19 protein-coding genes are annotated in these 22,407 nt (G+C 70.3%); 11 read left to right on the top strand and 8 right to left on the bottom strand.

Annotated elements, in window-relative coordinates; all coding sequences use genetic code 11:
* Window positions 1–633, top strand: a complete 633-nt coding sequence (locus ABL844_RS04020; RefSeq protein WP_418130541.1) for a LysE family translocator — start codon at window positions 1–3, stop codon at window positions 631–633.
* Between the two features lie 23 nt (window positions 634–656).
* Window positions 657–1,619: a threonine dehydratase gene (locus ABL844_RS04015; RefSeq protein ID WP_418130540.1), complete on the top strand. Its 963-nt coding sequence runs from the start codon at window positions 657–659 to the stop codon at window positions 1,617–1,619.
* A gap of 7 nt (window positions 1,620–1,626) precedes the next feature.
* On the opposite strand, the gene ABL844_RS04010 is transcribed toward ABL844_RS04015, so the two are convergent.
* Entirely contained in the window at window positions 1,627–2,475 is an 849-nt protein-coding gene (locus tag ABL844_RS04010; RefSeq protein WP_418130539.1) for a creatininase family protein, read from the bottom strand.
* Window positions 2,476–2,927: 452 nt separating this feature from the next.
* Between ABL844_RS04010 and pgaA the strand changes: the two genes are divergently transcribed.
* From pgaA to ABL844_RS03985, 5 genes are all read left to right on the top strand, one after another.
* Window positions 2,928–5,393 (top strand): poly-beta-1,6 N-acetyl-D-glucosamine export porin PgaA, encoded by a 2,466-nt coding sequence (gene pgaA, locus ABL844_RS04005; protein ID WP_418130538.1) that lies wholly within the window; start codon window positions 2,928–2,930, stop codon window positions 5,391–5,393.
* Window positions 5,393–7,474 carry a poly-beta-1,6-N-acetyl-D-glucosamine N-deacetylase PgaB gene (pgaB, locus tag ABL844_RS04000; protein WP_418130537.1) on the top strand — a complete coding sequence of 694 codons (2,082 nt, stop codon included), beginning with the start codon at window positions 5,393–5,395 and terminating at the stop codon, window positions 7,472–7,474. The genes pgaA and pgaB overlap by 1 nt, the downstream gene beginning before the upstream one ends.
* Entirely contained in the window at window positions 7,471–8,751 is a 1,281-nt protein-coding gene (pgaC, locus tag ABL844_RS03995; protein WP_418124236.1) for a poly-beta-1,6-N-acetyl-D-glucosamine synthase, read from the top strand. The genes pgaB and pgaC overlap by 4 nt, the downstream gene beginning before the upstream one ends.
* Window positions 8,741–9,322 carry a poly-beta-1,6-N-acetyl-D-glucosamine biosynthesis protein PgaD gene (pgaD, locus tag ABL844_RS03990; protein WP_418130536.1) on the top strand — a complete coding sequence of 194 codons (582 nt, stop codon included), beginning with the start codon at window positions 8,741–8,743 and terminating at the stop codon, window positions 9,320–9,322. Before pgaC ends, pgaD begins: the two co-directional genes overlap by 11 nt.
* Before the next feature lie 74 nt (window positions 9,323–9,396).
* On the top strand, window positions 9,397–10,194 hold the full coding sequence (locus tag ABL844_RS03985) for an SDR family oxidoreductase (protein ID WP_418130535.1): 798 nt from the start codon (window positions 9,397–9,399) through the stop codon (window positions 10,192–10,194).
* A 339-nt stretch (window positions 10,195–10,533) separates the two neighbouring features.
* Here ABL844_RS03985 and ABL844_RS03980 read toward each other — a convergent pair whose 3' ends face one another.
* A complete protein-coding gene (locus ABL844_RS03980; protein WP_418130534.1) occupies window positions 10,534–11,442 on the bottom strand; it encodes a LysR family transcriptional regulator in 909 nt (302 codons plus the stop codon).
* An 84-nt stretch (window positions 11,443–11,526) separates the two neighbouring features.
* Between ABL844_RS03980 and ABL844_RS03975 the strand changes: the two genes are divergently transcribed.
* Window positions 11,527–12,537: a zinc-binding alcohol dehydrogenase family protein gene (locus tag ABL844_RS03975; protein ID WP_126021595.1), complete on the top strand. Its 1,011-nt coding sequence runs from the start codon at window positions 11,527–11,529 to the stop codon at window positions 12,535–12,537.
* 4 nt (window positions 12,538–12,541) lie between these two features.
* Here ABL844_RS03975 and ABL844_RS03970 read toward each other — a convergent pair whose 3' ends face one another.
* Together ABL844_RS03970 and ABL844_RS03965 are read right to left on the bottom strand one after the other, a co-directional pair.
* On the bottom strand, window positions 12,542–14,305 hold the full coding sequence (locus ABL844_RS03970; protein WP_184634411.1) for a chloride channel protein: 1,764 nt from the start codon (window positions 14,303–14,305) through the stop codon (window positions 12,542–12,544).
* Window positions 14,302–14,727, bottom strand: coding sequence for a MarR family winged helix-turn-helix transcriptional regulator (locus ABL844_RS03965; RefSeq protein ID WP_126021597.1), 426 nt, complete (start codon window positions 14,725–14,727; stop codon window positions 14,302–14,304). Before ABL844_RS03965 ends, ABL844_RS03970 begins: the two co-directional genes overlap by 4 nt.
* Before the next feature lie 73 nt (window positions 14,728–14,800).
* Here ABL844_RS03965 and ABL844_RS03960 point away from each other — a divergent pair, with 73 nt between their 5' ends.
* Window positions 14,801–15,379: a GNAT family N-acetyltransferase gene (locus tag ABL844_RS03960; protein WP_418130533.1), complete on the top strand. Its 579-nt coding sequence runs from the start codon at window positions 14,801–14,803 to the stop codon at window positions 15,377–15,379.
* Here the strand turns inward: ABL844_RS03960 and ABL844_RS03955 are convergent.
* From ABL844_RS03955 to ABL844_RS03945, 3 genes are read right to left on the bottom strand one after another with little or no spacing between them, the layout of a single operon-like run.
* Window positions 15,371–16,084, bottom strand: a complete 714-nt coding sequence (locus ABL844_RS03955) for a sulfite exporter TauE/SafE family protein (protein WP_184634408.1) — start codon at window positions 16,082–16,084, stop codon at window positions 15,371–15,373. The genes ABL844_RS03960 and ABL844_RS03955 overlap by 9 nt on opposite strands.
* Window positions 16,081–17,514 (bottom strand): amidohydrolase family protein, encoded by a 1,434-nt coding sequence (locus ABL844_RS03950; RefSeq protein ID WP_418130532.1) that lies wholly within the window; start codon window positions 17,512–17,514, stop codon window positions 16,081–16,083. Before ABL844_RS03950 ends, ABL844_RS03955 begins: the two co-directional genes overlap by 4 nt.
* 41 nt (window positions 17,515–17,555) lie before the next feature.
* Window positions 17,556–18,890, bottom strand: a complete 1,335-nt coding sequence (locus tag ABL844_RS03945; protein ID WP_418130531.1) for a uracil-xanthine permease family protein — start codon at window positions 18,888–18,890, stop codon at window positions 17,556–17,558.
* Between the two features lie 146 nt (window positions 18,891–19,036).
* On the opposite strand from ABL844_RS03945, the gene ABL844_RS03940 reads away from it, so the two are divergent.
* On the top strand, window positions 19,037–20,086 hold the full coding sequence (locus ABL844_RS03940) for a LacI family DNA-binding transcriptional regulator (protein WP_418130530.1): 1,050 nt from the start codon (window positions 19,037–19,039) through the stop codon (window positions 20,084–20,086).
* A gap of 9 nt (window positions 20,087–20,095) precedes the next feature.
* On the opposite strand, the gene ABL844_RS03935 is transcribed toward ABL844_RS03940, so the two are convergent.
* Complete coding sequence (locus tag ABL844_RS03935; RefSeq protein ID WP_418130529.1) at window positions 20,096–21,469, bottom strand: PQQ-dependent sugar dehydrogenase; 1,374 nt, start codon at window positions 21,467–21,469, stop codon at window positions 20,096–20,098.
* A gap of 130 nt (window positions 21,470–21,599) precedes the next feature.
* On the opposite strand from ABL844_RS03935, the gene ABL844_RS03930 reads away from it, so the two are divergent.
* On the top strand, window positions 21,600–22,373 hold the full coding sequence (locus ABL844_RS03930) for an alanyl-tRNA editing protein (RefSeq protein ID WP_126021719.1): 774 nt from the start codon (window positions 21,600–21,602) through the stop codon (window positions 22,371–22,373).
* The last annotated feature ends 34 nt before the right edge of the window (window positions 22,374–22,407 follow it).

Here is a 22,407-nt window from a genome sequence, read left to right as displayed (position 1 = left end):
ATGCTGAGCTTCGCCGAGATCGCCCTCTTCGCTTTCGCCTCGCTGCTGCTGGCGCTCACGCCGGGGCCGAACATGATCTATTGCGTCTCGCGCACGCTGGTGCAGGGCCGGCGCGCGGGGCTCATCTCGCTGGGCGGCGTGCTGCTGGCCTTCCTGGTGCACCTGTTCGCGGCGGCGCTCGGGCTCACCGCGCTGCTGCTGGCGGTGCCGCTCGCGTTCGACGCGATCCGCATCGCCGGCGCGGCCTACCTGCTGTGGCTCGCATGGCAGGCGGTGAAGCCGGGCGGCACCGCGCCCTTCGAGGCACGCGCGCTGCCGGCCGATCCGCCGGGCAAGCTGTTTCGCATGGGCTTTCTCACGAACCTGCTGAACCCGAAGGTGGCGATGTTCTATCTCTCGTTCTTCCCGCAGTTCATCCACCCCGAGCGCGGCTCGGTGCTGCTGCAGAGCATGCAGCTGGGCATCGCGCAGATGACGGCCAGCGCGCTGGTCAACACGGTGATGATCGTCGGCGCCGCCGGCATCACCGCCGTGCTGTCGCAGAGCGCCGGCTGGCTGCGCGCGCAGCGCTACGTGATGGGCAGTGTGCTCGCCGCCCTGGCCCTGCGGGTGGCGCTGACCGAGCGCAAGTAGAAAGACAAGAAGAGATATACCCCATGAGATTCACCCGCGAAGAGATCGAATCGGCGCAGCGCACCGTGCGCGCAGCCATGCCACCCACGCCGCAGTACGCCTGGCCGCTCCTGTCCCAACGCCTGGGCGCAACCGTGTGGGCGAAGCACGAGAACCACACGCCGGCCGGCGCCTTCAAGATCCGCGGCGGGCTGACCTACTTCGAGACCCTGGCGCGCGAGCACCCGGGCGTGCGCCACGCCATCAGCGCCACGCGCGGCAACCACGGCCAGTCGGTCGGCTTCGCGGCGCGGCGCCACGGGCTGGGCGCGACCATCGTCGTGCCGCACGGCAACTCGACCGAGAAGAATGCCGCGATGCGTGCGCTCGGCGTCACGCTGATCGAGCACGGCGACGACTTCCAGGCAGCCTCCGAGCATGCGGCCGCGCTGGCCGAGCGCGACGGCCTGCACCGCGTGCCCTCGTTCCACCGCGAGCTGGTGCGCGGCGTCTCGACGGCGTATGTCGAATTCTTCGAGGCGCTCTCGGCAGAGCCGCCCGACGTGCTGTTCGTGCCCATCGGCCTGGGCTCGGGCTTCGCGGCCGCTGCGGCGGCGCGTGCGCATTGCGGCGTGTCGACGAAGCTCATCGGCGTGGTGTCGGCGCATGCGACGGCCTACCGCGATTCCTTCCGCGCGGGCAAACCGGTCGAGTCGCCCGTGACCACGCGGCTGGCCGACGGCATGGCCTGCCGCACGCCGGTGCCCGAATCGGTGGAGGTGATGCTGCGCGAGGCCGACGACGTGGTGACGGTCACCGACGACGAGATCGCGCAGGCGATGCGCATCCTCTTCAGCGACACGCACAACGTGGCCGAAGGCGCCGGCGCGGCCGCGCTGGCCGCGGCGCTCCAGCAGCAGGAACGCTGGCGCGGCAAGACGGTGGGCGTGTGCGTGAGCGGCGGCAATGTCGACTCCGGCATGTTCGCCGGGGTACTGGCCGCCTGATCGTCAATCAGGGAAGAGGGCCGGTGTTGGCCGTTTCCAGCGGCAGCCGCGATACCTCTTCCAGCAGCAGCGCGAGCTGACGAGCTGCCTCGTCGACCACCGCCTGCCCATGCGCTGCCGTGGCGGCTGCCGCGTTGCCGGCGGCGCCGTACGGGTTGTAGTCCTCGATGGCCCAGCCGAGCTTGGCGCTCCTGCCGTTGCCAAGGATCGCGTAGTCGGCGGCGCGCTGGCGCGAGGTGGAATCGAAATCCCGCGCCTCGCCCATGCGCACCAACTGCGGTGAGAGCGCCAGCATCATCGAAGTCTCGATCTCGCCCGCGTGCACGCCGAAGCGGTGCTCCTGCGCGCTGAACTGCGTGCCCGCGTCGCCCAGCGGCAGGTTGAACCAGCTCACGCTGTAGACGATGAGCCCATGCTCGGCGCGCAACTCGCGCGCCACGATGTCCATCGCGCCCACGTGGCCGCCGTGCGCGTTGAAGAGCACCAGCTTCTTCACCCCGGCACGCGCCACGCACGCGCCGATTTCCTTCCACATGCGGATCAGCGTTTCGGCCGACAGCGTGAGCGTGCCCGCGAAGCGCGCGTGCTCCGGGCTCAGGCCGATCTGCTGGGTCGGCAGGAAAAGCACCGGCAGCGCGGCCGGCAGCAGCGGCAGCGAGGCGGCGACGATGCCGTCGGCCAGCACGGTGTCCACGCCCAGCGGCAGGTGCGGTCCGTGCTGCTCGGTCGCGCCCAGCGGCAGCACCGCGACGGTGGCCGCCGCGCCGAGCGCGGCGAAGTCGCGCGTGGTGAGCTGCGACCAGAAGCGAGGGAGCGGCGGCAGCGGAGTCGCCGGGGAGGCCTGAGGTGCGTTCATCACGCGATCTTAGGCCGGGACGGAGCCTGGCGCCCGTCGGTCGCTTGGGAGTCCGTCCGACAAAAGCGATAGCCGCGAACGCCCAAAACGCGAATCTGTTCACACATATAACCAATTCCTCGGTCTTTTGTTTGCCCCTGTTAACAATGATGTCTAAAGTGATTCCAGATCTGAATTCCTGATCGGGGCTGCCGGCCTGTCACATCGGCAACCCCGGTCCTTGCGGCGTCGTCATGGATGCCGGGGTTTCTTTTCCGGATTTCCAAGGGAGCAAGGTGTTCATCCAGAAAAAAACTGGAGGCACGGCCATGGTCATGCGCAGCCCCGCGCCGACCTGTTCGTTGCTTCGTCGATTCGCGCAGGCCGCGCAGAGATTTCCCCCTTTGCCTCTGGCGTGCACGCTGGCCTTCGCTGCACCGGTGGCGCTTGCACAGCCGCATCCGGCACCTGCCTTGCCGGTCGCAGTCGGCCAGAGCGCGTCGCCCTACGACGCGCGCCAGCACGACGCGCTGATCGTCGCGCGCCGCGAAGGCCGCGTCACCGGCGCCGAGGCGCTGCGCAGGCTGAAGGCATGGCTCGCCTCGCCGATCGACGACGGCGAGGCCCGCCGGCGCGTGGCCTCCGACGCCATCGCGATCGCATCCGCCGATGGCCAGGACGCCGAGGCGGTGGCGCTGGGCCGACAGTTCGCGCCCTCGACGCTGGACACCTATGCCCTGGGCCCGCTCGCGGTGGCCGCGAGGCGCGCCCATGACTCCGACCTGCGGGGCGAAGTCATCGGCGTCTGGCGCGCGCGGCAGCCCGCTGCGCGCGAGCCGCGCGTCCACGAAGCCTGGTGGCGCCTCGAAAGCGGCGACCTCGCCGCCGCACAGGCGCTGTACAGCGAACTGTCGCAGCCGGCCCCGACGCGGATCGAGGACCGCGTCGCGCTGCTCGAACTGCGCGGCGCCCTCGCGCGCGCCCGTAAAGACACGCTGCAGGCGCTCGGCGCCTACACCGAGGCCGGCGCGCTGCGGCCGGGGCGCATGGACCTGCGCCGCGAGGCCGACTTCCTGCTCGCGGCCACCGGCGCCGCATCGAGCGCCCTCGAGAGCGCGGAGGCCGCGCAGCGCGCCGATCCCGGCAGCTTCTCGCCGCTGGCGCTCTCCACCCTGCAGCAGGAGGCGCTGGCGCAGCGGCTGCGCTGGGCGATACGCGCACGCGACCAGCGCCTTGGCATGGAGCGCGTCGCCGCGCTCGATCGCGTGCTGGCCGACCAGGAAGCCGCGCTCGCCCGCGTCGACGCCGCCGCCCCGCAGGCCGAGCCCGTGGACGCCGACGCATGGCGCACCGTGCGGGCGAGGCTGCAGTCCGACCGCCTGCTGGCGCTGGTCGAACGCGGCCGCCCGGCCGAGGCCATCGCGCTCTACGACACGCTGCGCGCCACCGACACGAACATCCCCGCCTATGGGCTGGCAGCCGTGGGCCGCGCGCTCGCGCAGGAGCGCCGCTCCATCGAGGCCGTGCCGGTCTACGAAGCGGCCCTCGCCTGGCGCGGCGCCGACATGCCGATGCCCGACGAGACCTGGTTCGGGCTGGTCTACGCCTATCTGGACGTGGGTCGCTTCGCGGACGCCGATGCGCTGCTGCAGCGCATCGAGGCCGCCACGCCCGCGCATCTGCGGCTCGCGCCCGAGGCCGGCCGCCCGAACGGCGAGTACAGCGATGTCAGCGGGCTGCGCGGCCTGGTGCAGCTTTACTCCGACCGCCCGGCGCTCGCGCAACAGAGCTTCTCGGTGCTGACGCGGGAAGCGCCGCTCAACGCCGGCTATGTGCACGGCGCGGCCCTCACCGAGCGGCTGCGCGAGCACCCCGAGGCTTCGCTGGCGCGCTACGAGGCGCTGGCCGCCGATTCGCCCTACGACAGCGGCGCGCGCATCGGCCACGTCGAGGCGCTGCTCGATGCGTCCGAGTTCGCGCAGGCCCGCCGGCGCGCCGAATCGCTTTACGCCGACATGCCCGACTCGGTGCCGGTACGCGAGATGGAACGCAAGCGGCGCGCCCTGGTCGGCCCCAGGCTCGACGTGGACGCCGAAGCCTCCTCCGGCGGCGCGGCCATCGCCAACCATGAATGGCGCATCGACAGCCGCCTCAGCTCGGGCCTCATCGACGATCGCTGGCGCGTGTTCTACGAGCAGACGCTGGGACGCGGCAGCACCGACATCGGCAACGCGAACTGGGCACGCGGCGGCATCGGCATCGGCTGGGAGCAGGGCCGCTGGCTGGCCGAGGGCATCGTGCAGCACGCGAACACCGGCCCCTACCGCAACAGCGTGGCCGGCCGGCTCGACTACCGAGCGGGCGACGCGTGGCGGCTGTCGGCCACCTACGACGGCGACAGCCGGGAGCTGCCGTGGAAGGCACGCGCGGCCGGTATCGGCGCGCACGAGTTCGGCGCGAGCGTGGGCTACGTGGTCGACGAATCGCGCCGCTTCGACCTGAAGTGGCAGCGGCTGGACTTCAGCGACGGCAACCGGCGCGACGGGGTCGACATCGGCTGGCGCGAGCGCTGGATCAGCACGCCGGCCTTCCAGCTCGAGACCCGGCTCGGCGCCGACGCGAGCCGCGGCCGTGCCATCGACGCGCCCTACTTCAACCCGTCGAGCGACTCCAGCGTGCAGTTCAGCGTGCGCGCGCAGTGGCTCAACTGGAAGCGCGACGACCGGCAGTTCTTCCAGGTCGTCGAGCTCGGCGGAGGCAGCTACCGGCAGGCCGGCTTCGGCAGCGGCCCGACCTGGAGCCTGCGCTACGAGCACCGCTGGAACCTCGGGCCGAAGCTCACGCTGCGCTACGGGCTGCTGGTCGGCGGCCATCCCTACGACGGCGTGCGCGAGCGACAGCGCGGCGTCTTCCTGAACCTCTCGACTCCCCTGCCGTGATGAGAAGAACGACGACGAAGCCCCCTCCCCTCGCCTTCCTGCGCGCGGCGCTGCCCTGGCTGCTGGCGCTGCTGGCGGCCTGCGCGCTGCCGGCCGTCGCGCAGCCGCTGCCGCCCGCCGATCCCGACGACGGCCTGAGCTTCCGGGTGATCTCCTTCCACGACGTGCGCGCCAACGTGCGCGAGAGCTTCGAGGCATCGCCCGACGAGACCGCGGTGGACGAGCGCACCTTCGCCGGCACCCTCGCCTGGCTGCAGTACAACGGCTACCACCCGGTGAGCCTGCAGCAGATCGTCGACGCGCGCGCGGGTGGCAAGCCGCTGCCGCCCAAGCCGGTGCTGCTGACCTTCGACGACGGCTATCGCAGCGCCTACACCAAGGTCTTCCCGCTGCTCAGGCGCTACAACTATCCGGCGGTGATGGCGCTGGTCACGAGCTGGCTCGAAGTGCCCGAAGGACAGCAGGTGCACTGGGGCGACAGGCCCGCGCCGCGCGAGAACTTCCTGCTGTGGAGCGAAGCCTCCGAGATGGCGCGCTCGGGCCTGGTCGAGTTCGCGAGCCACAGCGACGCGATGCACACCGGCATCCTCGCCAACCCGCAGGGCAACCTGCTGCCGGCCGCGGCCACGCACCGCTACGACCCGAAGACCGGCCGCTACGAGGACGACGATGCCTACGTGCAGCGCGTCGAGGCCGACCTGCGCCGCAGCCGCGAGATCATCGAGCGGCGCACCGGCGCGAAGGTGCGCTCGATGGTGTGGCCCTACGGCGCCTACAACACAGCGGCCGTCGAGGCCTCGAAGCGCGCGGGCATGCCCATCACCCTCACGCTCGACGACGGCCCCAACGCGCCGGAGGTGCCGCTTTCGCGCATCCGCCGCGCGCTGGCCGCCTACGACAACGAGGCGCCCGCCTTCGACCGCATGCTGCGCAGCCCCGTGGGCGGCGAGGTGCGGCCGGTCAACCGCGTGATGCACGTGGACCTCGACTACGTGTACGACCCCGATCCCGCCCAGCAGGAGCGCAACCTCTCGATGCTGATCGACCGCGTGGCCGCCGTGCGTCCGCGCGCGGTGTTCCTGCAGGCGTACGCCGACCCCGACGGCGACGGCGTGGCCGACGCGCTGTACTTTCCCAACCGCCACCTGCCGGTGCGCGCCGACCTGTTCGGGCGCGCGGCCTGGCAGCTGCGCAGCCGCGCCGGCGTGAAGGTCTACGCCTGGATGCCGGTCATGGCCTTCAGGCTGCCTGCGTCGAACCCGCTCGCCACGCACACGGTGACGGCGCAGGACGGCGCAACGCACGCCGACCGCTACCACCGCCTCACGCCCTTCGACCCCGCGGTGCGCGCGCTGGTCGGCGACATCTACGAGGACCTGGGCCGCCACGCCTTCTTCGAGGGGCTGCTGTTCCACGACGACGCGATGCTCTCCGACGACGAGGACGCGAGCCCCGCCGCGCTGGCCACGTATGCCGGATGGGGCCTGCCTGCCGACGTGGCCGCGATCCGCGCGAGCCCGGAGCTGATGGCGCGCTGGACCACGGCCAGGACGCGCTACCTGATCGATTTCACGCAGGAGCTCGCCGCGCGCACCGGCGCCTGGCGGCCCATGCTGGAGACCGCGCGCAACCTCTACGCCCGGCCGGTGCTCGAGCCCCAGGCCGAGCAGTGGTTCGCGCAGAACTACGAGGCCTCGCTCGCCGCCTACGACTACGTCGCGCTCATGGCCATGCCGCGCATGGAGCGAGAGGCCGATGCGCAGGGTTGGCTCGCGCGCCTGGCCAAACGCGCCGCCGACACGCCTCGCGGGCTCGACGGCACGGTCTTCGAACTGCAGGCGCGCGACTGGCGCACTGGCAAGCCCGTGCCCGATGCCGAACTCTCGCGCCAGTGGACGCTGCTGCAGCGCGCCGGCGTGCGCCACCTGGGCTACTACCCCGACGACTTCCTCAACGACCAGCCGGGGCTGGACACCGTGCGCCGCGCGATCTCGGTGCGCACCCTGCTGCCGCGCGCGCTGCGCACGCCGGCCCAGCCCGAAAGCCCGCCGCCTGCGGTTCAGGGAGGGCGCGCGCCATGAGCCCGACGACGCAATTCCTCGCGCAGACGCTGCCCTCGCTGCTGTTCGGCTTCGTCTTCTACTACCCGTTCTTCATGGCCTACGTCTGGATGGCGGGCGGCCTCTCGCATGCGATGGTGTTCGAGCGCAAGCGCGACGTGGACGTCAATCCGCTCGAGCTGCTGCCCTCGCGCCCGCTGGTCACGGTGGTGGTGCCCTGCTTCAACGAGGCGCCGCACCTGCGCGAGGTGATCGAGCAGCTGATGCGCACGCGCTACCCGTACTGCGAAGTCATCGCGGTGAACGACGGCAGCACCGACGGCACCGGCGAGCTGCTCGACGAGATGACCAAGGAATACGGCCGCCTGCGCGTGATCCACAACGCCAGCAACCAGGGCAAGGCCGTGGGCCTGAACACCGCCTGCCAGCTCGCGCGCGGAGAGTACATCCTGGGCATCGACGGCGACGCGCTGATCGACGAGGACGCCATTGCGTGGATGCTGCTGCCGATGCTGGCCTCCGAGCGCATCGGTGCCGTCACCGGCAACCCGCGCATCCGCACCCGTACCACGCTGCTGGGGCGCATGCAGGTGGGCGAGTTCTCCTCGATCATCGGCCTCATCAAGCGCTCGCAGCAGCTGGTGGGAACGCTCTTCACGGTGTCGGGCGTGATCGCCATGTTCCGGCGCCGCGCGGTGATCGACGTGGGCTTCTGGAGCCCCGACGTTCTCACCGAGGACATCGACATGAGCTGGAAGCTGCAGATCGCCGGCTGGCAGCTGCGCTTCGAGCCGCGCGCGCTGTGCTGGATCCTGATGCCCGAGACCTTGCGCGGTCTCTGGAAGCAGCGCCTGCGCTGGGCCATGGGCGGCATCCAGACCATGCTGCGCTGCAGCTCGCACATCCTGCGGCCGCGCCACTGGCGCATGTGGCCCGTCTACATCGAGTACATGACGAGCATCTTCTGGGCCTACGCCATGGCCCTGGTGCTGATCGTGAGCCTGGTGCGGCCCTTCCTGCCGTCCGACTCCTCCTGGCACTCGGCGCTGCTGCCGCACTGGCAGGGCACGCTGCTGGCGATGACCTGCATCCTGCAGATGCTGCTGAGCCTGTGGATCGACCGCCGTTACGACCGCGACCTGATGCGCTACTTCGCCGGAACGATCTGGTACCCGATCGCCTTCTGGACCATCACGATGGCCACCACCGTGATCGCCTTTCCCAAAGCCCTGATACGCCGCCGGGGCAAACGCGCGGTGTGGACCAGTCCCGATAGAGGAGTCTCCGATGTCCCATGAGTCCGTGTTCCCCTCCAGCTACCCGCCCGACATGCACGACGACGCGGCGCCGCCGAGCCGCCGCCGCTCGTGGGGGCAGCCTGCGGTGGAGGAGCCCATCATCGACGCCGCGCGCATCCCGCTGCGCGCCTTCGGCAGCAGCCGCTCGCCGCAGCGCGCGCTGGCCATGTACCTGTGGCTGCGCCTGCTGCGTCCCGCCATCACCATCGCGATCTGGTTCTGCGCCATCTGGTACGCGTGGCCCTACGTGCTGGGCGCGCGCTCCCAGCCCGAGGTGATGCACCTGCTGAGCCTCTACGGGCTGGTGATCTGCGGCATCCTGGTGTCGATGCTGGTGATCGCGCCGTGGCGCCGCCGGCAGCACCGGCGCGAGCCGGCGCCGGTGAAGGAGCAATCCTCCCTCTCCGCCCTGGCCACCTACATCGAGGTGCCCCCCGCGCGCCTGTCGACCTGGCAGCGCACGCGCCAGTTGCTGGTGCACCACGACAACAACGGCCATCTGCGCGAAGCCATCGATACCACGCCGGCCGCCCTCGAACCCGAGCCACGTCCAGCAAGGAAGAAGCGCTGAGCGCGTGCAGGGGTTTCGCGGTGGTGATTGAATCGCCGCACCCATCCTGCAATCTCCCACCAAGGACCCGTTTCATGGACCTCCAGCTCCAGGACCAGCACGTACTCGTCACCGGCGGCAGCAAGGGCATCGGCCTGGCCTGCGCGCTCGGCTTCCTGCGCGAAGGCGCGCGCGTGAGCCTCGTCTCGCGCGACCTCGCCAACCTCGAACAGGGCCGCAGGACGCTGGCCGAGTCGTTCCCGCAGGCCGAAGGCCGCGTGTCCGTCCACGCAGCCGACCTCAAGGACCCGGCCGGCGCGCTCGCCGCGCTCGATGCCGCTGAACAGGCCTTCGGCCCCGTCGACGTCCTCGTCAACTCCGCCGGCGCCGCGCGCCGCACCCCGCCCGACGATCTCACGCCCGCGTCGTGGCACGACGCGATGGACGCCAAGTACTTCACCTACATCCACATGATCGACCCCGTCGTGAAGCGCATGGGCCAGCGCGGCCGCGGCGCCATCGTCAACGTCATCGGCCAGGGCGGCAAGGTCGCCAGCCCCGTGCACATGGCAGGCGGCGCCGCCAACGCCGCCCTCATGCTCGTGAGCGCCGGCATGGCCGCCGCCTACGCCGCCAAGGGCGTGCGCGTGAACGCCGTGAACCCCGGCCTCACCCTCACCGAGCGCCTGCAGGAGGGCATGAAGGCCGACGCGAAGCTGCAGGGCATCGGCACCGACGAAGCACTGGAGCGTGCCAAGGCCAGACTGCCGCTGGGCCGCATCGCGACGCCGGAGGAAGTGGCGAACACGGTGCTGTTCCTCGCGTCGCCGAAGGCGAGCTATGTGACGGGCGCGATCGTGGCGATGGATGGGGCGGTGACGCCGATGATCTGAGGGAACGAGAAAGCACGGCGACATCGAACGCCGCGGCCCTCACCCCAACCCTCTCCCGCAAGCGGGAGAGGGAGAAAAACGAGGCCGAGCGAAGCAATGGCCCGGGTCGCCCCCCTCTGGCTGCGCCGAGGAGCGCAGCGTTTCGCGGATCAGGGCTCGCCCTTGTCCGAGCGAAGCGAGTTTGGGCGAGACCCCGCGAAACGCGAGCACCGCAGGTTGCCCGCAGCGAAGCGGAGGGACGCAGACAGTGGGGTCGCCTTTCTTTTGCCTACTTTTCTTTGGCGAAGCAAAGAAAAGTAGGTCGCCCGCCGGGGCGAGTCCCGGCCCCGGGAAACAACCTCACTCCGAAGCCAGTAAAGACTCGAACTTCAACCCCAAGAAGTCGACAAAAGCCCGAACCCGAGCCGGCACAAACCTCCCACTAGGCAACAACGCATGCAACGGATAAGGCTCAGTCTCCCAATCCGCCAGCAACCGAACGAGCCGCCCCTCGCGAATGTCATCGCGCACATCCAGCGCAGACTTCAGAGAAATCCCATACCCCGCCACAGTCCACTCCCGCGCCAGCGAAGCATCGTCCACGCTGCGGTTCCCATTCACCCGCACCTCCGTCCACTGCCCGTTCTGCGCAAACCGCCAGACCCTGTGCCGACGTCCGGAGCGATTGAAGATCAGGCAGTTGTGATGCACCAGATCCTGCGGCACCCGAGGCGCCGGATGCCTCCGCAGGTAGTCGGGTGAAGCCGTGAGCAGCGGATTGGTGAGCGCGAACGGCCGCGCCACCAGCCGCGAATCCGCCAGCGCCCCGTACCGCAGCGCCACGTCGACCTCGTCGCGCATCACGTCCAGCGGCCGGTCGCCCACCGACAGCGACAGCTGCACGCCCGGATGCAGCGCCAGGAATTCGTCGAACCAAGGCAGCAGCGTGCTGCGCGTCAGGTCCGAAGGCGAAGCCACGCGCAGGGTGCCGACCAGCTCCCCGCGATCGGCCGTGACCAGCGATTCCCCCTCGTCGAGCAGCTCGAAGGCCCGCACAGCGTAATCGAGCAGCGTCTGCCCTTGAGGCGTGAGCCGCATCGCCCGCGTCGACCGCTCGAACAGCCGCGCCCCGAGCTGCGCCTCCAGCCGCTTGAGCGTCGCGCTGGCCGCAGCCGGCGTGATCCCCAGCGCATGCGCTGCAGCCGTGAGCGTGCCCGCCCGCGCCGTATGCACCAGCACCTGCAGATCGGAGATATTTTCAATCTTCATTTGAAACTGTTGCTGATTTCAGCCTACTTATCAAACCAGCCTTGCGATCCTACAGTTCAATCATCGTCACAGAAAGGCCCTCCCATGAAAGCCATCGGCTACTACCAGTCCCTCCCCATCGAGAACCCCGAATCGCTGCAGGACATCGAGCTGCCCGCACCCGTGCCCGGCGCGCGCGACCTGCTGGTGCGCGTGAAGGCGGTGTCGGTCAACCCCGTGGACACCAAGGTCCGCAAGAACGCCGCGCCCGAGGCCGGCCAGGCCAAGGTGCTGGGCTGGGATGCGGTCGGCACGGTCGAGGCCGTCGGCGCCGGCGTGAAGAACTTCAAGCCCGGCGACCGCGTGTACTACTCGGGCTCGATCATCCGCCCCGGCACCAATGCCGAACTGCACGCGGTGGACGAGCGCATCGCCGCCCTCGCCCCAAAGAGCCTCGACGACGCGCAGGCCGCCGCGCTGCCGCTGACCACCATCACCGCGTACGAACTGCTGTTCGACCGCCTGCGCGTACCCAAGGGCGGCGGCGAAGGCCAGACGCTGCTGGTCACCGGCGGCGCCGGCGGCGTGGGCTCCATCCTCATCCAGCTCGCGCGCCAGCTGACGAAGCTGCGCGTCGTCGCCACCGCCTCGCGCGCCGAGACGCGCGCCTGGTGCCTGGAGCTGGGCGCGCACGCGGTCATCGACCATTCGAAGCCGCTGGCCGCCGAGCTGAAGGCCGCCGGCATCGGCGAGGTCGACATGGTCGCCAGCCTCACGCAGACCGACCAGCACTACGCGCAGATCATCGAAAGCCTCAAGCCCCAGGGCCAGCTCGCGGTGATCGACGACATGAAGGTGCTCGACGCGATGCCGCTGAAGACCAAGTGCATCTCGCTGCACTGGGAGATGATGTTCGCGCGCTCGCGCTTCGAGACGCCCGACATCGCCGAGCAGGGCGCGCTGCTGGCCGAGGTGGCCGCGCTTGTGGACGCGGGCCGCATCCGCACCACGGCCAACGCGAGCTTCGGCACCATCAACGCCGCCAATTTGCGCCGCGCCCACGCGCTCATCGAGAGCGGCAAGGCGCAGGGCAAGGTGGTGCTGGCGGGATTCTGATGAACTAGGACTGCCAGGGCAGCCCGCGCATGCGCTCGCGCTTTTCCTCTTCGTCGAAGTGCGCGAGCGACGGCTTGATGAGGTCGCTGCGCGCCACGATGCCCACCAGCGCGAACGACTGCGCGTCCTTCACCACCGGCAGGCGCTCCAGCCTGTGGCGCGCGAGCCGCGTGGCGACGGCCCGGCAGTTCTCGCCGGGCAGCGCGAAATAGAGCGGCACGTCGGCGCAGGCGTCGCCCACCGTGGCGATGGGGTCGCGCGTGCCGCGCGCGGCGAGCATGGCGCGATCGGCCACGCCGATCACCGCGCCGTTGCGCAGCACCGGGAAGGCGCGGTGCGCCTGCCCCTCGCCGAAGTATTCGAACATCGCCTGCGCCAGCGGCATGGCTGCGTCGATGCTGCGCACCTCGCGCGTCATCACCTCTTCCACCGAATGCCGCTCCAGCGGATCGATGCCGTACTCGCGGTAGATGTGATAGCCGCGGCGCGCGATCTTCTCGGTGAGGATCGAGCGGCGCATCGTCAGCACGGTGAAGCCGTAGGCCACGGCCGAGGTGGCCAGCAGCGGCAGCAGCGCGTTGCTGTCGTGCGTGAGCCCGAAGGCGAAGATGGTGGCGGTGAGCGGCGCGCGCATCACGCCACCCAGCGTGGCCGCCATGCAGACCAGCGGCCACAGCATCGGGTCGTTGCCGGGCAGCACGTGCGACAGCACCACGCCGAGGCCCGCGCCCATCATCAGCAGCGGCGCGAGCACGCCGCCCGAGGTGCCCGAGCCCAGCGAGATGACCCAGATCACGGCCTTCACCGCCAGCAGCGCGACCACCACGCCCAGCGCCAGGTGGTTGTGCAGCAGGTCGCCAATCACGTCGTAGCCCACGCCCAGCGCGCGCGGCTGCAAGTAGCCGCCGATGCCCACCGCGAGGCCGCCGATGGCGGGCCACCACATCCAGTGCACCGGCAGCTTGCCGAACCAGTCTTCCACCTTGTAGAGCGAGATCGACAGCGATGCCGCGAGCGCGCCGCACAGCACGCCCGCGATCACGCACGACAGCATGGCGAGCGGGCCGGGCGCGGCCGTCTGCAGCGGAAAGAGCGGGCCCGGGTCCATCAGCAGCGGCCGCGCGAAGCCCGCCACCGCGCAGGCCACGGCCACCGGCAGCAGGCTGCGCGGGCGCAGCTCGAAGAGCAGCAGCTCCACGGCCAGCAGCACGGCCGCCACCGGCGTGCCGAACACCGCCGTCATGCCCGCGGTGGCGCCCGCCACCAGCAGTGCCTTGCGCTCGGCCGCGGTGAGGTGGAAGTGCTGCGCGATCAGCGAGCCGATGGCGCCGCCGGTCATGATGATCGGACCCTCCGCGCCGAAGGGCCCGCCGCTGCCGATGACAATGCCCGACGAGAGCGGCTTGAGCAGCGCCACCTTCGGCGACATGCGGCTCTTGCCGAACAGGATCGCCTCGATGGCCTCGGGAATGCCATGGCCGCGGATCTTGTCGGAGCCGTAGCGCGCCACCAGCCCGACGATGAGCCCGCCGATCACCGGCACCACGATGACCCAGGCGCCCAGCGTGTGCGTGGCCGGCGAGCGGTCGGCCAGCGAGAAGGTCTGGAAGAAGAACAGGTTGGTGAAGAAGCGGATCAGGTCGAGCAGCACGCGCGCGGCCACCGTGCTCACGGCGCCGATGACGGCGGCCATGACGGTGATGCGCATCAGACGCGTGTTGAGCGCGAAGTCGCCGCGCGGCGGATGGGAGGTGGCCTTGGAGCTCATGGATTTTCCGGAAGATCGATCTGCGGCACGTCGAACACGCCTTTCAGCGAGCGCAACTCCGCGCGGTGGAGTTCAGCCAGCCTCGACAGCAGCTTCTCGCCCTTGGCGAGGAGATGCACCTCCACCTGCCGGCGATCGGTTTCGCTGGGCCTGCGCTGCACCAGTTCGAGCGCCTCGCAGCGCGTGACCAGCGCGACCGCGCCATGGGGCTGCAGTTGCAGGCGCTCGGCGATTTCCCCCACCGAGGCCCAGTCGCGCCCCGGCACGCCCTTGATGTGCAGCAGCACCAGGTACTGCTGCGGCGTGAGGCCCTCGGCCTGCGCGGCGCGTTCGGAGAAGCGCTCGAAACGGCGCATCTGGTAGCGGAACTGGGAAAGCGCCTCGAAGTCCTTCTTGGCGAGCTTGCGGGGTGTGGGAGCCATGGCGGTGCGGTTGGCGGAACGGCCGCAAATATATCACGTCATGACATAAATGCCGTGCGACACAATCGGCCGCATGACCACGGACATCATCGAAACCGACACGCCCCGCCTGCGTCTGCGCCAATGGCGCGACAGCGACCTGGCCCCCTTCTTCGAACTCGCGGGCGACCCGCTGGTGATGGAGTTCCTGCTGCCGCTGCCCACGCGCGCCGACAGCGACGCGGCGGTCGCGCGCACGCGCTCGCGCATCGCGGAGAACGGCTGGGGCTTCTGGGCGGTGGCGCACAGGGAATCGGGCGAGTTCATGGGCTTCACCGGCCTCAACTCGCCGTCGGCCGAGCTGCCCTTCTCGCCCTGCGTGGAGATCGGCTGGCGCTTCGCGCGCAAGTGGTGGGGCCACGGCTATGCGAGCGAAGCGGCGCGCGCCGCGCTGCAGATAGGCTTCGAGCGGCTCGGCCTGGAGGAGATCGTCGCCTTCACCGCCTGGAACAACACCCGCTCGGCAGCGGTGATGCAGCGCGTCGGCATGACGGAGGACGCGGACGGCGCCTTCGACCATCCGCTGGTGCCCGAGGGGCACGCGCTGCGGCGGCACAGGCTCTACAGGCTGGGCCGCGCAGCCTGGCGGTCCGCGCACGGCGATTCAGAATGAATGCAGCAGCAGGGCCGCGCCCGACACGATCGCGAACACCTGCACGAAGACGCGCAGCACCCGCCCGTTGATGTGCCGGTGCACCACGCGGCTGAGCACGGCGCCCACCACCAGTGCGGGCAGCAGTTGCGCGGCCGCCTGCAGTTGGGAGCCGTCGATGCGTCCCGCTGCCATCAGTGTGACCAGCGACACCAGCTCGCCGACGAGAAAGCACAGCGCGATGGTCGAGCGCATGGAGGGCGCCGGCTGGTGCTGGTAGACCAGCGCTAGCGGCGGACCGCCGATGCCGGTCGCGGTTTCGGTGATGCCGGTGACGAGGCCGGCCGCCACGAAGGCGCCGCGCCCCGGCGAGAAGGCCGGCATCAGCAGCGTCACCAGCGCCGCCGCGATGGTCGATGCGCCGACGAACAGCGACAGGTGGCTCGCGCTCAACGCCGCCAGCACCCAGAGTCCGCCGGCGGTGCCAAGCAGGCGCCCCCCGCTGATCCAGCCGGCGCCGACACGGTCGATCGCGCCACGCTCACGCCACATCACGTAGAAATTCAGCGGAAGCATCAGCACCAGCACGCACACCGGCAGCAGGTCGGGGCGCACGATGCCGATCACCGGCGCGGCGATCAGCGCGAAGCCGACACCGGTCGCGCCCTGCACGAAGGCGGCGAACAGCACGGCTGCGGAGACGAGAAGAAGGTGCTGCGCGCTCACTGCGGACCCAACCCAAGCCCACCTTCGGCGCGCGCGCGGCAAAGGCGCCGATGCTCGGCCGCCGTCGGATGCAGGCGCAGGATGGGCGCGCGGTCCATCGCCGCATGCGCGATCTCCGCGAGCCGGCGCTGCAGCGCCCGGGCGTCCCAGTCGGGCGGCCATCCCTCCCACAGGCGCAGGCGTCCGGCCACGAACACGGCGCTGATCTGGTCGCGGTTGCCCAGGCGCACCAGGTCCCAGGTGAGATCGACGGAAGTGCACATTTCGGGCGTGTCGACGTCGACGATCAGGAAGTCGGCGTGCTTGCCCGCCGCGATCTCGCCGGTCAGGTGGTCCAGGCCCACGGCGCGCGCGCCTTCGTGCGTGGCGTGGTCGAACCAGGTCCAGCCGCCCCCGCTCGACGCATCGCCGATGGCCAGGCCGAAGGCCAGCTTCTGCGCGGCCTCGGCCGCGTCCATCAGGCGGAAGGCGTCGCTGCGCGTGGCATCGGTGCCGAGGCCGAAGCGGATGCTCATGGCCGCCATCAGGTTCGCGGGCGCCACGGCGTTGCCCTTCCACTGGCTGGCGACGGGGTTGTAGCTCACGGCGGTGTCGGTGTCGCGCAGCAGCACGAGTTCGGACGGCGTGACGAGCGTGCCGTGCGCGATCAGCACCTGCGGGCCCAGCGCGCCCAGCCGGGCCAGCAACTCGAGCGGCCGGCAGCCGCGCTGGACCACCGAGCGCTCGACCGACGCGAGGTGCTCGTTGACGTGCGTCTGGAAGATGGCGCGCGCTTCGGCGCACAGGGACGAGACGCCGGCGAGCATCTCGTCGGAGGCGGCCTCGGGCACCGAGACGGCGAGCGACGGATGGACCAGCCCCTCGCGCGGCCAGCGGCCCAGGAAGTGTCCGGCCCGCGCCAGGATCTCCCGGCGCTCGCCGGCGCTGCTGTCGTTGCCGCCGTCGTTGCAGATCAGGCCGAGCACGCAGCGCAGCCCCGCTTCCTGCACGGCGGCCGCGATCGCGCCGATGTCGCCCGGCGCACGCGTGCCCGCGTCGCAGACGGTGGTGAAGCCGCCGCGCAGCGATTCGAGCGCCGCGAGCTTGGAGGCCAGGTAGACGAACTCGTCGTCCAGGCTGGATTCGAGCGGCACCCACACGCGGCGGAAGATCTCGGACGGCTCGCCATAGGCCAGCGACTTGCCGAAGGACTGCGTCAGGTGATGGTGCGCGTCGATCATGCCGGGCATGAGCAGCTTGCCGGGAAGGGCCAGCGGCGTGAGATGAGGGTGGCGCGCGGCAAGGACGCCAGCGGGGCCGACATCGCGGAACAGTCCGCCGGCCACCAGCACGGCATGGCCGGTGGCCGGGCCGTCGCGCAGCATCAGGTGGTCGGGAACGAGCAGCAGCTCGTCGGCCGCGAGCATCGCGGCATCGAGTTCAGGAGACATGGTGAAGAGAGGAGAAAGAAAAAGAGGAAACGTGGCCCGGCTCATGCCTGCGAAGCCGGCGCCATCTCGGTGCGCTCCGCGTGGACGCGGTTGAAGACCATGTTGAGCACCACCGCCGTGAGCGAGCCCATCGCCAGGCCGTTGCCCAGCACCAGCTGCAGCGTGTCGGGAAAGCGGCTGTAGAGCCCCGGCACGACGATGGGCAGCAGGCCCATGGTCAACGCGCCGGCCAGCACGAACATGTTGCCGCGCTCGTGCAGGTCGACCTTGCGCAGCATGTCGATGCCCATCGTGCCGATGATCGCGAACACCACCATCGCGGTGCCGCCCACCACGGCCGAGGGAATGGCGCTGGCCAGCCGGCCCAGCGGCGCCGACAGCGCGATGAGGATCAGGATCGCACCCGCCGTGGCAGTGACGTAGCGCGAGCGCACATTGGTGGCGCGCACGATGCCGATGTTCTCGCCGCTGGTGATGATCATCGACGTGCCGAACAGCCCGCCCGCCAGCGACACCAGCGCATCGCCGCGGATGGTGCGCGGCACGGCTTCGCGCGGATCGATCCTGCGGCCGACCACCTCGGCCACCGCCACCGTCTGGCCCGTGGCCTCGACCATCGAGATCACGCTGAAGATCAGCAGCGGCACGGCCGCCACCACGTCGAAATGCGGCATGCCGAAGGGCAGCAGCGTCGGCGCGCTCCAGAGCGGGCCGGCCGCGATGGAGCCAAAATCCATCTGCCCGCAGGCCGCCGCCAGCAAGGTGCCCGCCAGCAGCCCCAGCAGCACCGCCAGTTGGCCGAGCATGCCCTTGAAAAGCCGCGCGAACAGCACCGTGAAGCCGATGGTCGCCAAGGCCAGCCCGATGTTCGCGGGATCGGCGAAAGTGGGCGAGCCGGCCTTGCCCGCGATGATGCCGCCGTACACCTTCACCAGGTTGATGGACACCAGCAGCAGCAAGGTGCCGATGACGATCTTCGGAAAGTAGCGCAGGCAGCGCGCGAACACCGGCAGCACGAGGAAATAGAACAGCGCGGTGAGGATCACCGCGCCGGAGGCGGTCTGCAGGTCGCGCTGCTGCGCGATGGTCACGAACATCACGATGGGTGCCCCGCCCGGCACCATGACGAAGGGCAGCCGCGCCCCGAACTTCCACGGTCCGAAGGATTGCAGCAGCGTGCCCACGCCGCACAGCAAAAAGGTGGCGCTGATCAGGTTGACCGTGAGGGCGGCGGGCAGGCCCAACGCCTTGGCCACAAGGAAAACGGAGGTGATGGGCACGGCAGCCATCACCAGCACATGCTGCAGGCCGAACAGGAGCAGTTGCGAAACGGGCAGCACGGCGTCGACGGCAGGGGCGTCGGATACACGGGACATGATCGAATCCTTTGACCGGATTGGCGCCCAAATCGATTTGGGCGTGCTCGCAAAAAAATCCGCCGAGGCGGGTGAAGTACATTCCGGGACAACGCGCCCAAAACGATTTGGGAATTGAAGCACCGGTTTTTGAAAAGGTCAACGGGATGAGTACCGAGCCATCGCCGCGAGCGAACATCAAGGACGTGGCGCGCGAAGCGGGCGTATCGCCCACCACCGTCTCGCATGCGCTCAACGCCCGCGGCCAGGTGGACGCCGAAACCCGCGCGCGCGTCGAGAAGGCCGCCCTGAAGCTCGGCTACCGGCCCAACCGCAACGCGCAGCGGCTGCGCACGGGCGAGGCGCACATGATCGTGCTGTTGTCGTCGATGCCGTTTGCTGTGGCGGGCGGCCCTTCGAGACTCGGCTTCCTCATGGAAGTGGCGGCCGTGGCCGCCTCGGCCGCGCTCGACCGGAACCTGGCCCTGGTGCTGGCGCCACCCATGGAAACGGGGCGCGTGCCGATGGAACTGCTCGACGTGGACGGAGCGCTGGTCATCGAGCCCTCCGCCGGAGACCCGAACATGGACTACCTGCTGCGGCGCGGCCTGCCGGTGGTCGCGATCGGCAAGCCCGCCGAGGCGGCCGGAGGCGCCGAAAGCGGGACGGCCCTGCCGCCCTACGTCGACATCCATTCGGGCGACACCACCCGGCTGCTGCTGGAGCATCTGCATGCGCAGGGCGCGCGCAGGATCGCGATGATCCTGGGCTCGGCGCAGCGCAACTCCTACGTGGAGGGCCAGGCCGCCTACCTCGCGTTCGCCGCCGCGCACCGGCAGGCGCCGCTGCTGTCGCTGGTCGACGAGGCGAAGGGCGAAAGCGGCGGCCGCGACGCCGCGCTGGCGCTGCTGGCGGCCCACCCCGACATCGACGCCCTCTGCGTGCCGGTGGATGCATTCGCAACGGGCGCGGTCGCGGCGGTTCTGGAGACCGGCCGGCGCATTCCCGAGGACGTGATGGTCGCCACCCGCTACGACGGCCTGCGCGCCCGCACCAGCGTGCCGCCGCTCACTGCCGTGGACCTGCACCTGGACGAGGTGGCGCAGCAGGCCATCGCGCTGCTCTTCGACCACCTGCGCGGAGACACGGCAACGCGCAAGGTCGACGGGCCGGCGGCGCAGCTCGTGCCGCGGCTGTCGTCGGCCCGCCGGGGGTGAACTTGAAGGCTACTTGGCCTTCGACACCCGCCACACGGTGTTGCCCACGTCGTCGGCCACGATCAGCGCGCCGGCCTTGTCGAGCGCCACCCCCACCGGCCGGCCGTGCGCCTTCTCGTCGGCGCTCAGGAAACCGGTCAGCACATCGATCGGCGGCCCGCTGGGCTTGCCGCCGATGAAGGGCACGAACACCACCTTGTAGCCCGACTTGGGCTTGCGGTTCCACGAGCCGTGCTCGCCGATGAAGGCGCCGCTGGCGAACTGCTCGGGCATGCCGCCTGGACGCGAGAAGGCCATGCCCAGCGGCGCGACGTGCGAGCCCAGCGCGTAGTCGGGTGCGATGGCCTTGGCGACCATCTGCGGGTTCTGCGGCTGCACGCGCGCGTCGACCACGCCGCCGTAGTAGCTCCAGGGCCAGCCGTAGAAGGCGCCGTCCTTCACCGAGGTGAGGTAGTCGGGCACGAGGTCGCTGCCGATCTCGTCGCGCTCGTTCACCACGGTCCACAGTACCTGGGTGTCGGGCTCCCAGCCCATGCCGTTGGGGTTGCGCAGGCCGCTGGCGAAGAGGCGCTTCTCGCCCGACTTCGTGTCGACCTCCCAGATGGCGGCGCGGCCCTCCTCGGCCGGCAGGCCGTTCTCGCCGATGTTGCTGTTGGAGCCGACGGTCACGTAGAGCTTGCTGCCGTCGGCGCTGGCGATGACGTTCTTGGTCCAGTGGTGGTTGATGCCGGCGGGCAGTTGGGTCACCAGCGTCGGGCTGGCGGTGATGGAGGTCTGGCCCTCGGTGTAGGGCACCTTCACCAGCGAATCGGCGTTGGCGACGAAGAGTTCGTTGCCCACCAGCACCATGCCGTAGGGGGAGCGGAGGTTGGCCATGAACACCTGCTTCACCTCGGCGACGCCGTCACCATCGGCGTCGCGCAGCAGGGTGATGCGGTTGGCGCTGGGCACGCCCGCGCCGGCGCGGCCCATGACCTTGCCCATGACCCAGTTGCGGATCTTCGCGACGGGGCCGCTGCCGCCGTCGTTGCTGTCGGCGGGCTTGGGCGGCTTGTTGCTCTCGGCCACGAGGATGTCGCCGTTGGGCAGCGTGTAGACCCAGCGCGGGTGGTCGAGGCCGCGCGCCAGCGCCGTCACCTTCAGGCCTTCGGCGGGAACGGGCGTCGCGGTGTCGGTCCAGCCGACTGCGGGGGCGACGTTGACGGTGGGAATCAGGGTCTTGTTCGGCTCGGCCAGCTGCGGGCGGGGACCGGTCGTCAGCTCGGGCGAGAGCTTGGCGGCCTCGCCGCAGCCGGCCACGAGCAACGCGGCCGCCAGGGCCAGGGCGCCGGCCTGCGGCCATGAAGACGGCATGCGGGTGGGTGCTTGCTGCTGTTTTTCCATGCGTGATCCTTCGCGCGACGGCATGCCGCACATCGCCATCTTCCCCAGCCCGGCGGGCCCGGGAGTGTCGGCCGTGGGCGCTTTCTGGCGTGGGCGCACCTCATTCGCGCATCGCCGCTACCATCGCCGGATGACCGACGACCTGTTCCGCGCCGACGCCTACCTGCGCAGCTGCGACGCCCGCATCGTGCGAATCGACGACACCGGCATCGTGCTGGACCGCACCGTGTTCTACCCGCTGGGCGGCGGACAGGCCGGAGACAGCGGCGTGCTGGCCCTGGCCGACGGGCGCGAAGTCGTCGTCGCCGACACCCGCAAGGCCAAGGACGCGGAAGGCCAGCCGACCGACGAGTTCATCCACGTGCCGGCCCCGGGGCAGGACGAACTGCTGGCCGCGCTGAAGCCCGGCGACGCGCTCACCGCCCGCATCGACTGGGAGCGCCGCCACCGCCTGATGCGCTTCCACACCGCCACCCACCTGCTGTGCCACCTGGTGCCGCAGCCGGTGAACGGCTGCTCCATCACGCCCGAGTACGCGCGGCTCGACTTCCACATGACCGATCCGCTCGACAAGGACTCGCTGACGGCCGGCCTGGCCCGGCTGGTCGAGGCGGCCCATCCGCTGACGGTGGGCGCCATCACCGACGAGGAGCTCGACGCCAACCCGGCGCTGGTCAAGAGCATGAGCGTGCAGCCGCCGCGCGGCACGGGCACGGTGCGCACCATCCGCATCGGCGGAACCGGCGACGGCGAGACGGCAATCGACTTCCAGCCCTGCGGCGGCACGCATGTTGCAAACACCGCCGAGATCGGGGCGGTGGTGGTCACCAAGATAGAGAAGAAGAGCGCCAACAGCCGACGCGTGGTGCTGGGCTGGGGCTCGCAAGCCGCCACGGCGGCCTGAACCAAGCCCCGGAACTTCGCCCCCACCGATTGCT

Source organism: Variovorax sp. 278MFTsu5.1, assembly GCF_048305045.1.
In the GTDB taxonomy this organism is placed as follows: domain Bacteria; phylum Pseudomonadota; class Gammaproteobacteria; order Burkholderiales; family Burkholderiaceae_C; genus Variovorax; species Variovorax guangxiensis.
The sequence above is the reverse complement of the archived record's forward strand: the minus strand, read 5'-3'. Positions and strand labels throughout refer to the sequence as shown.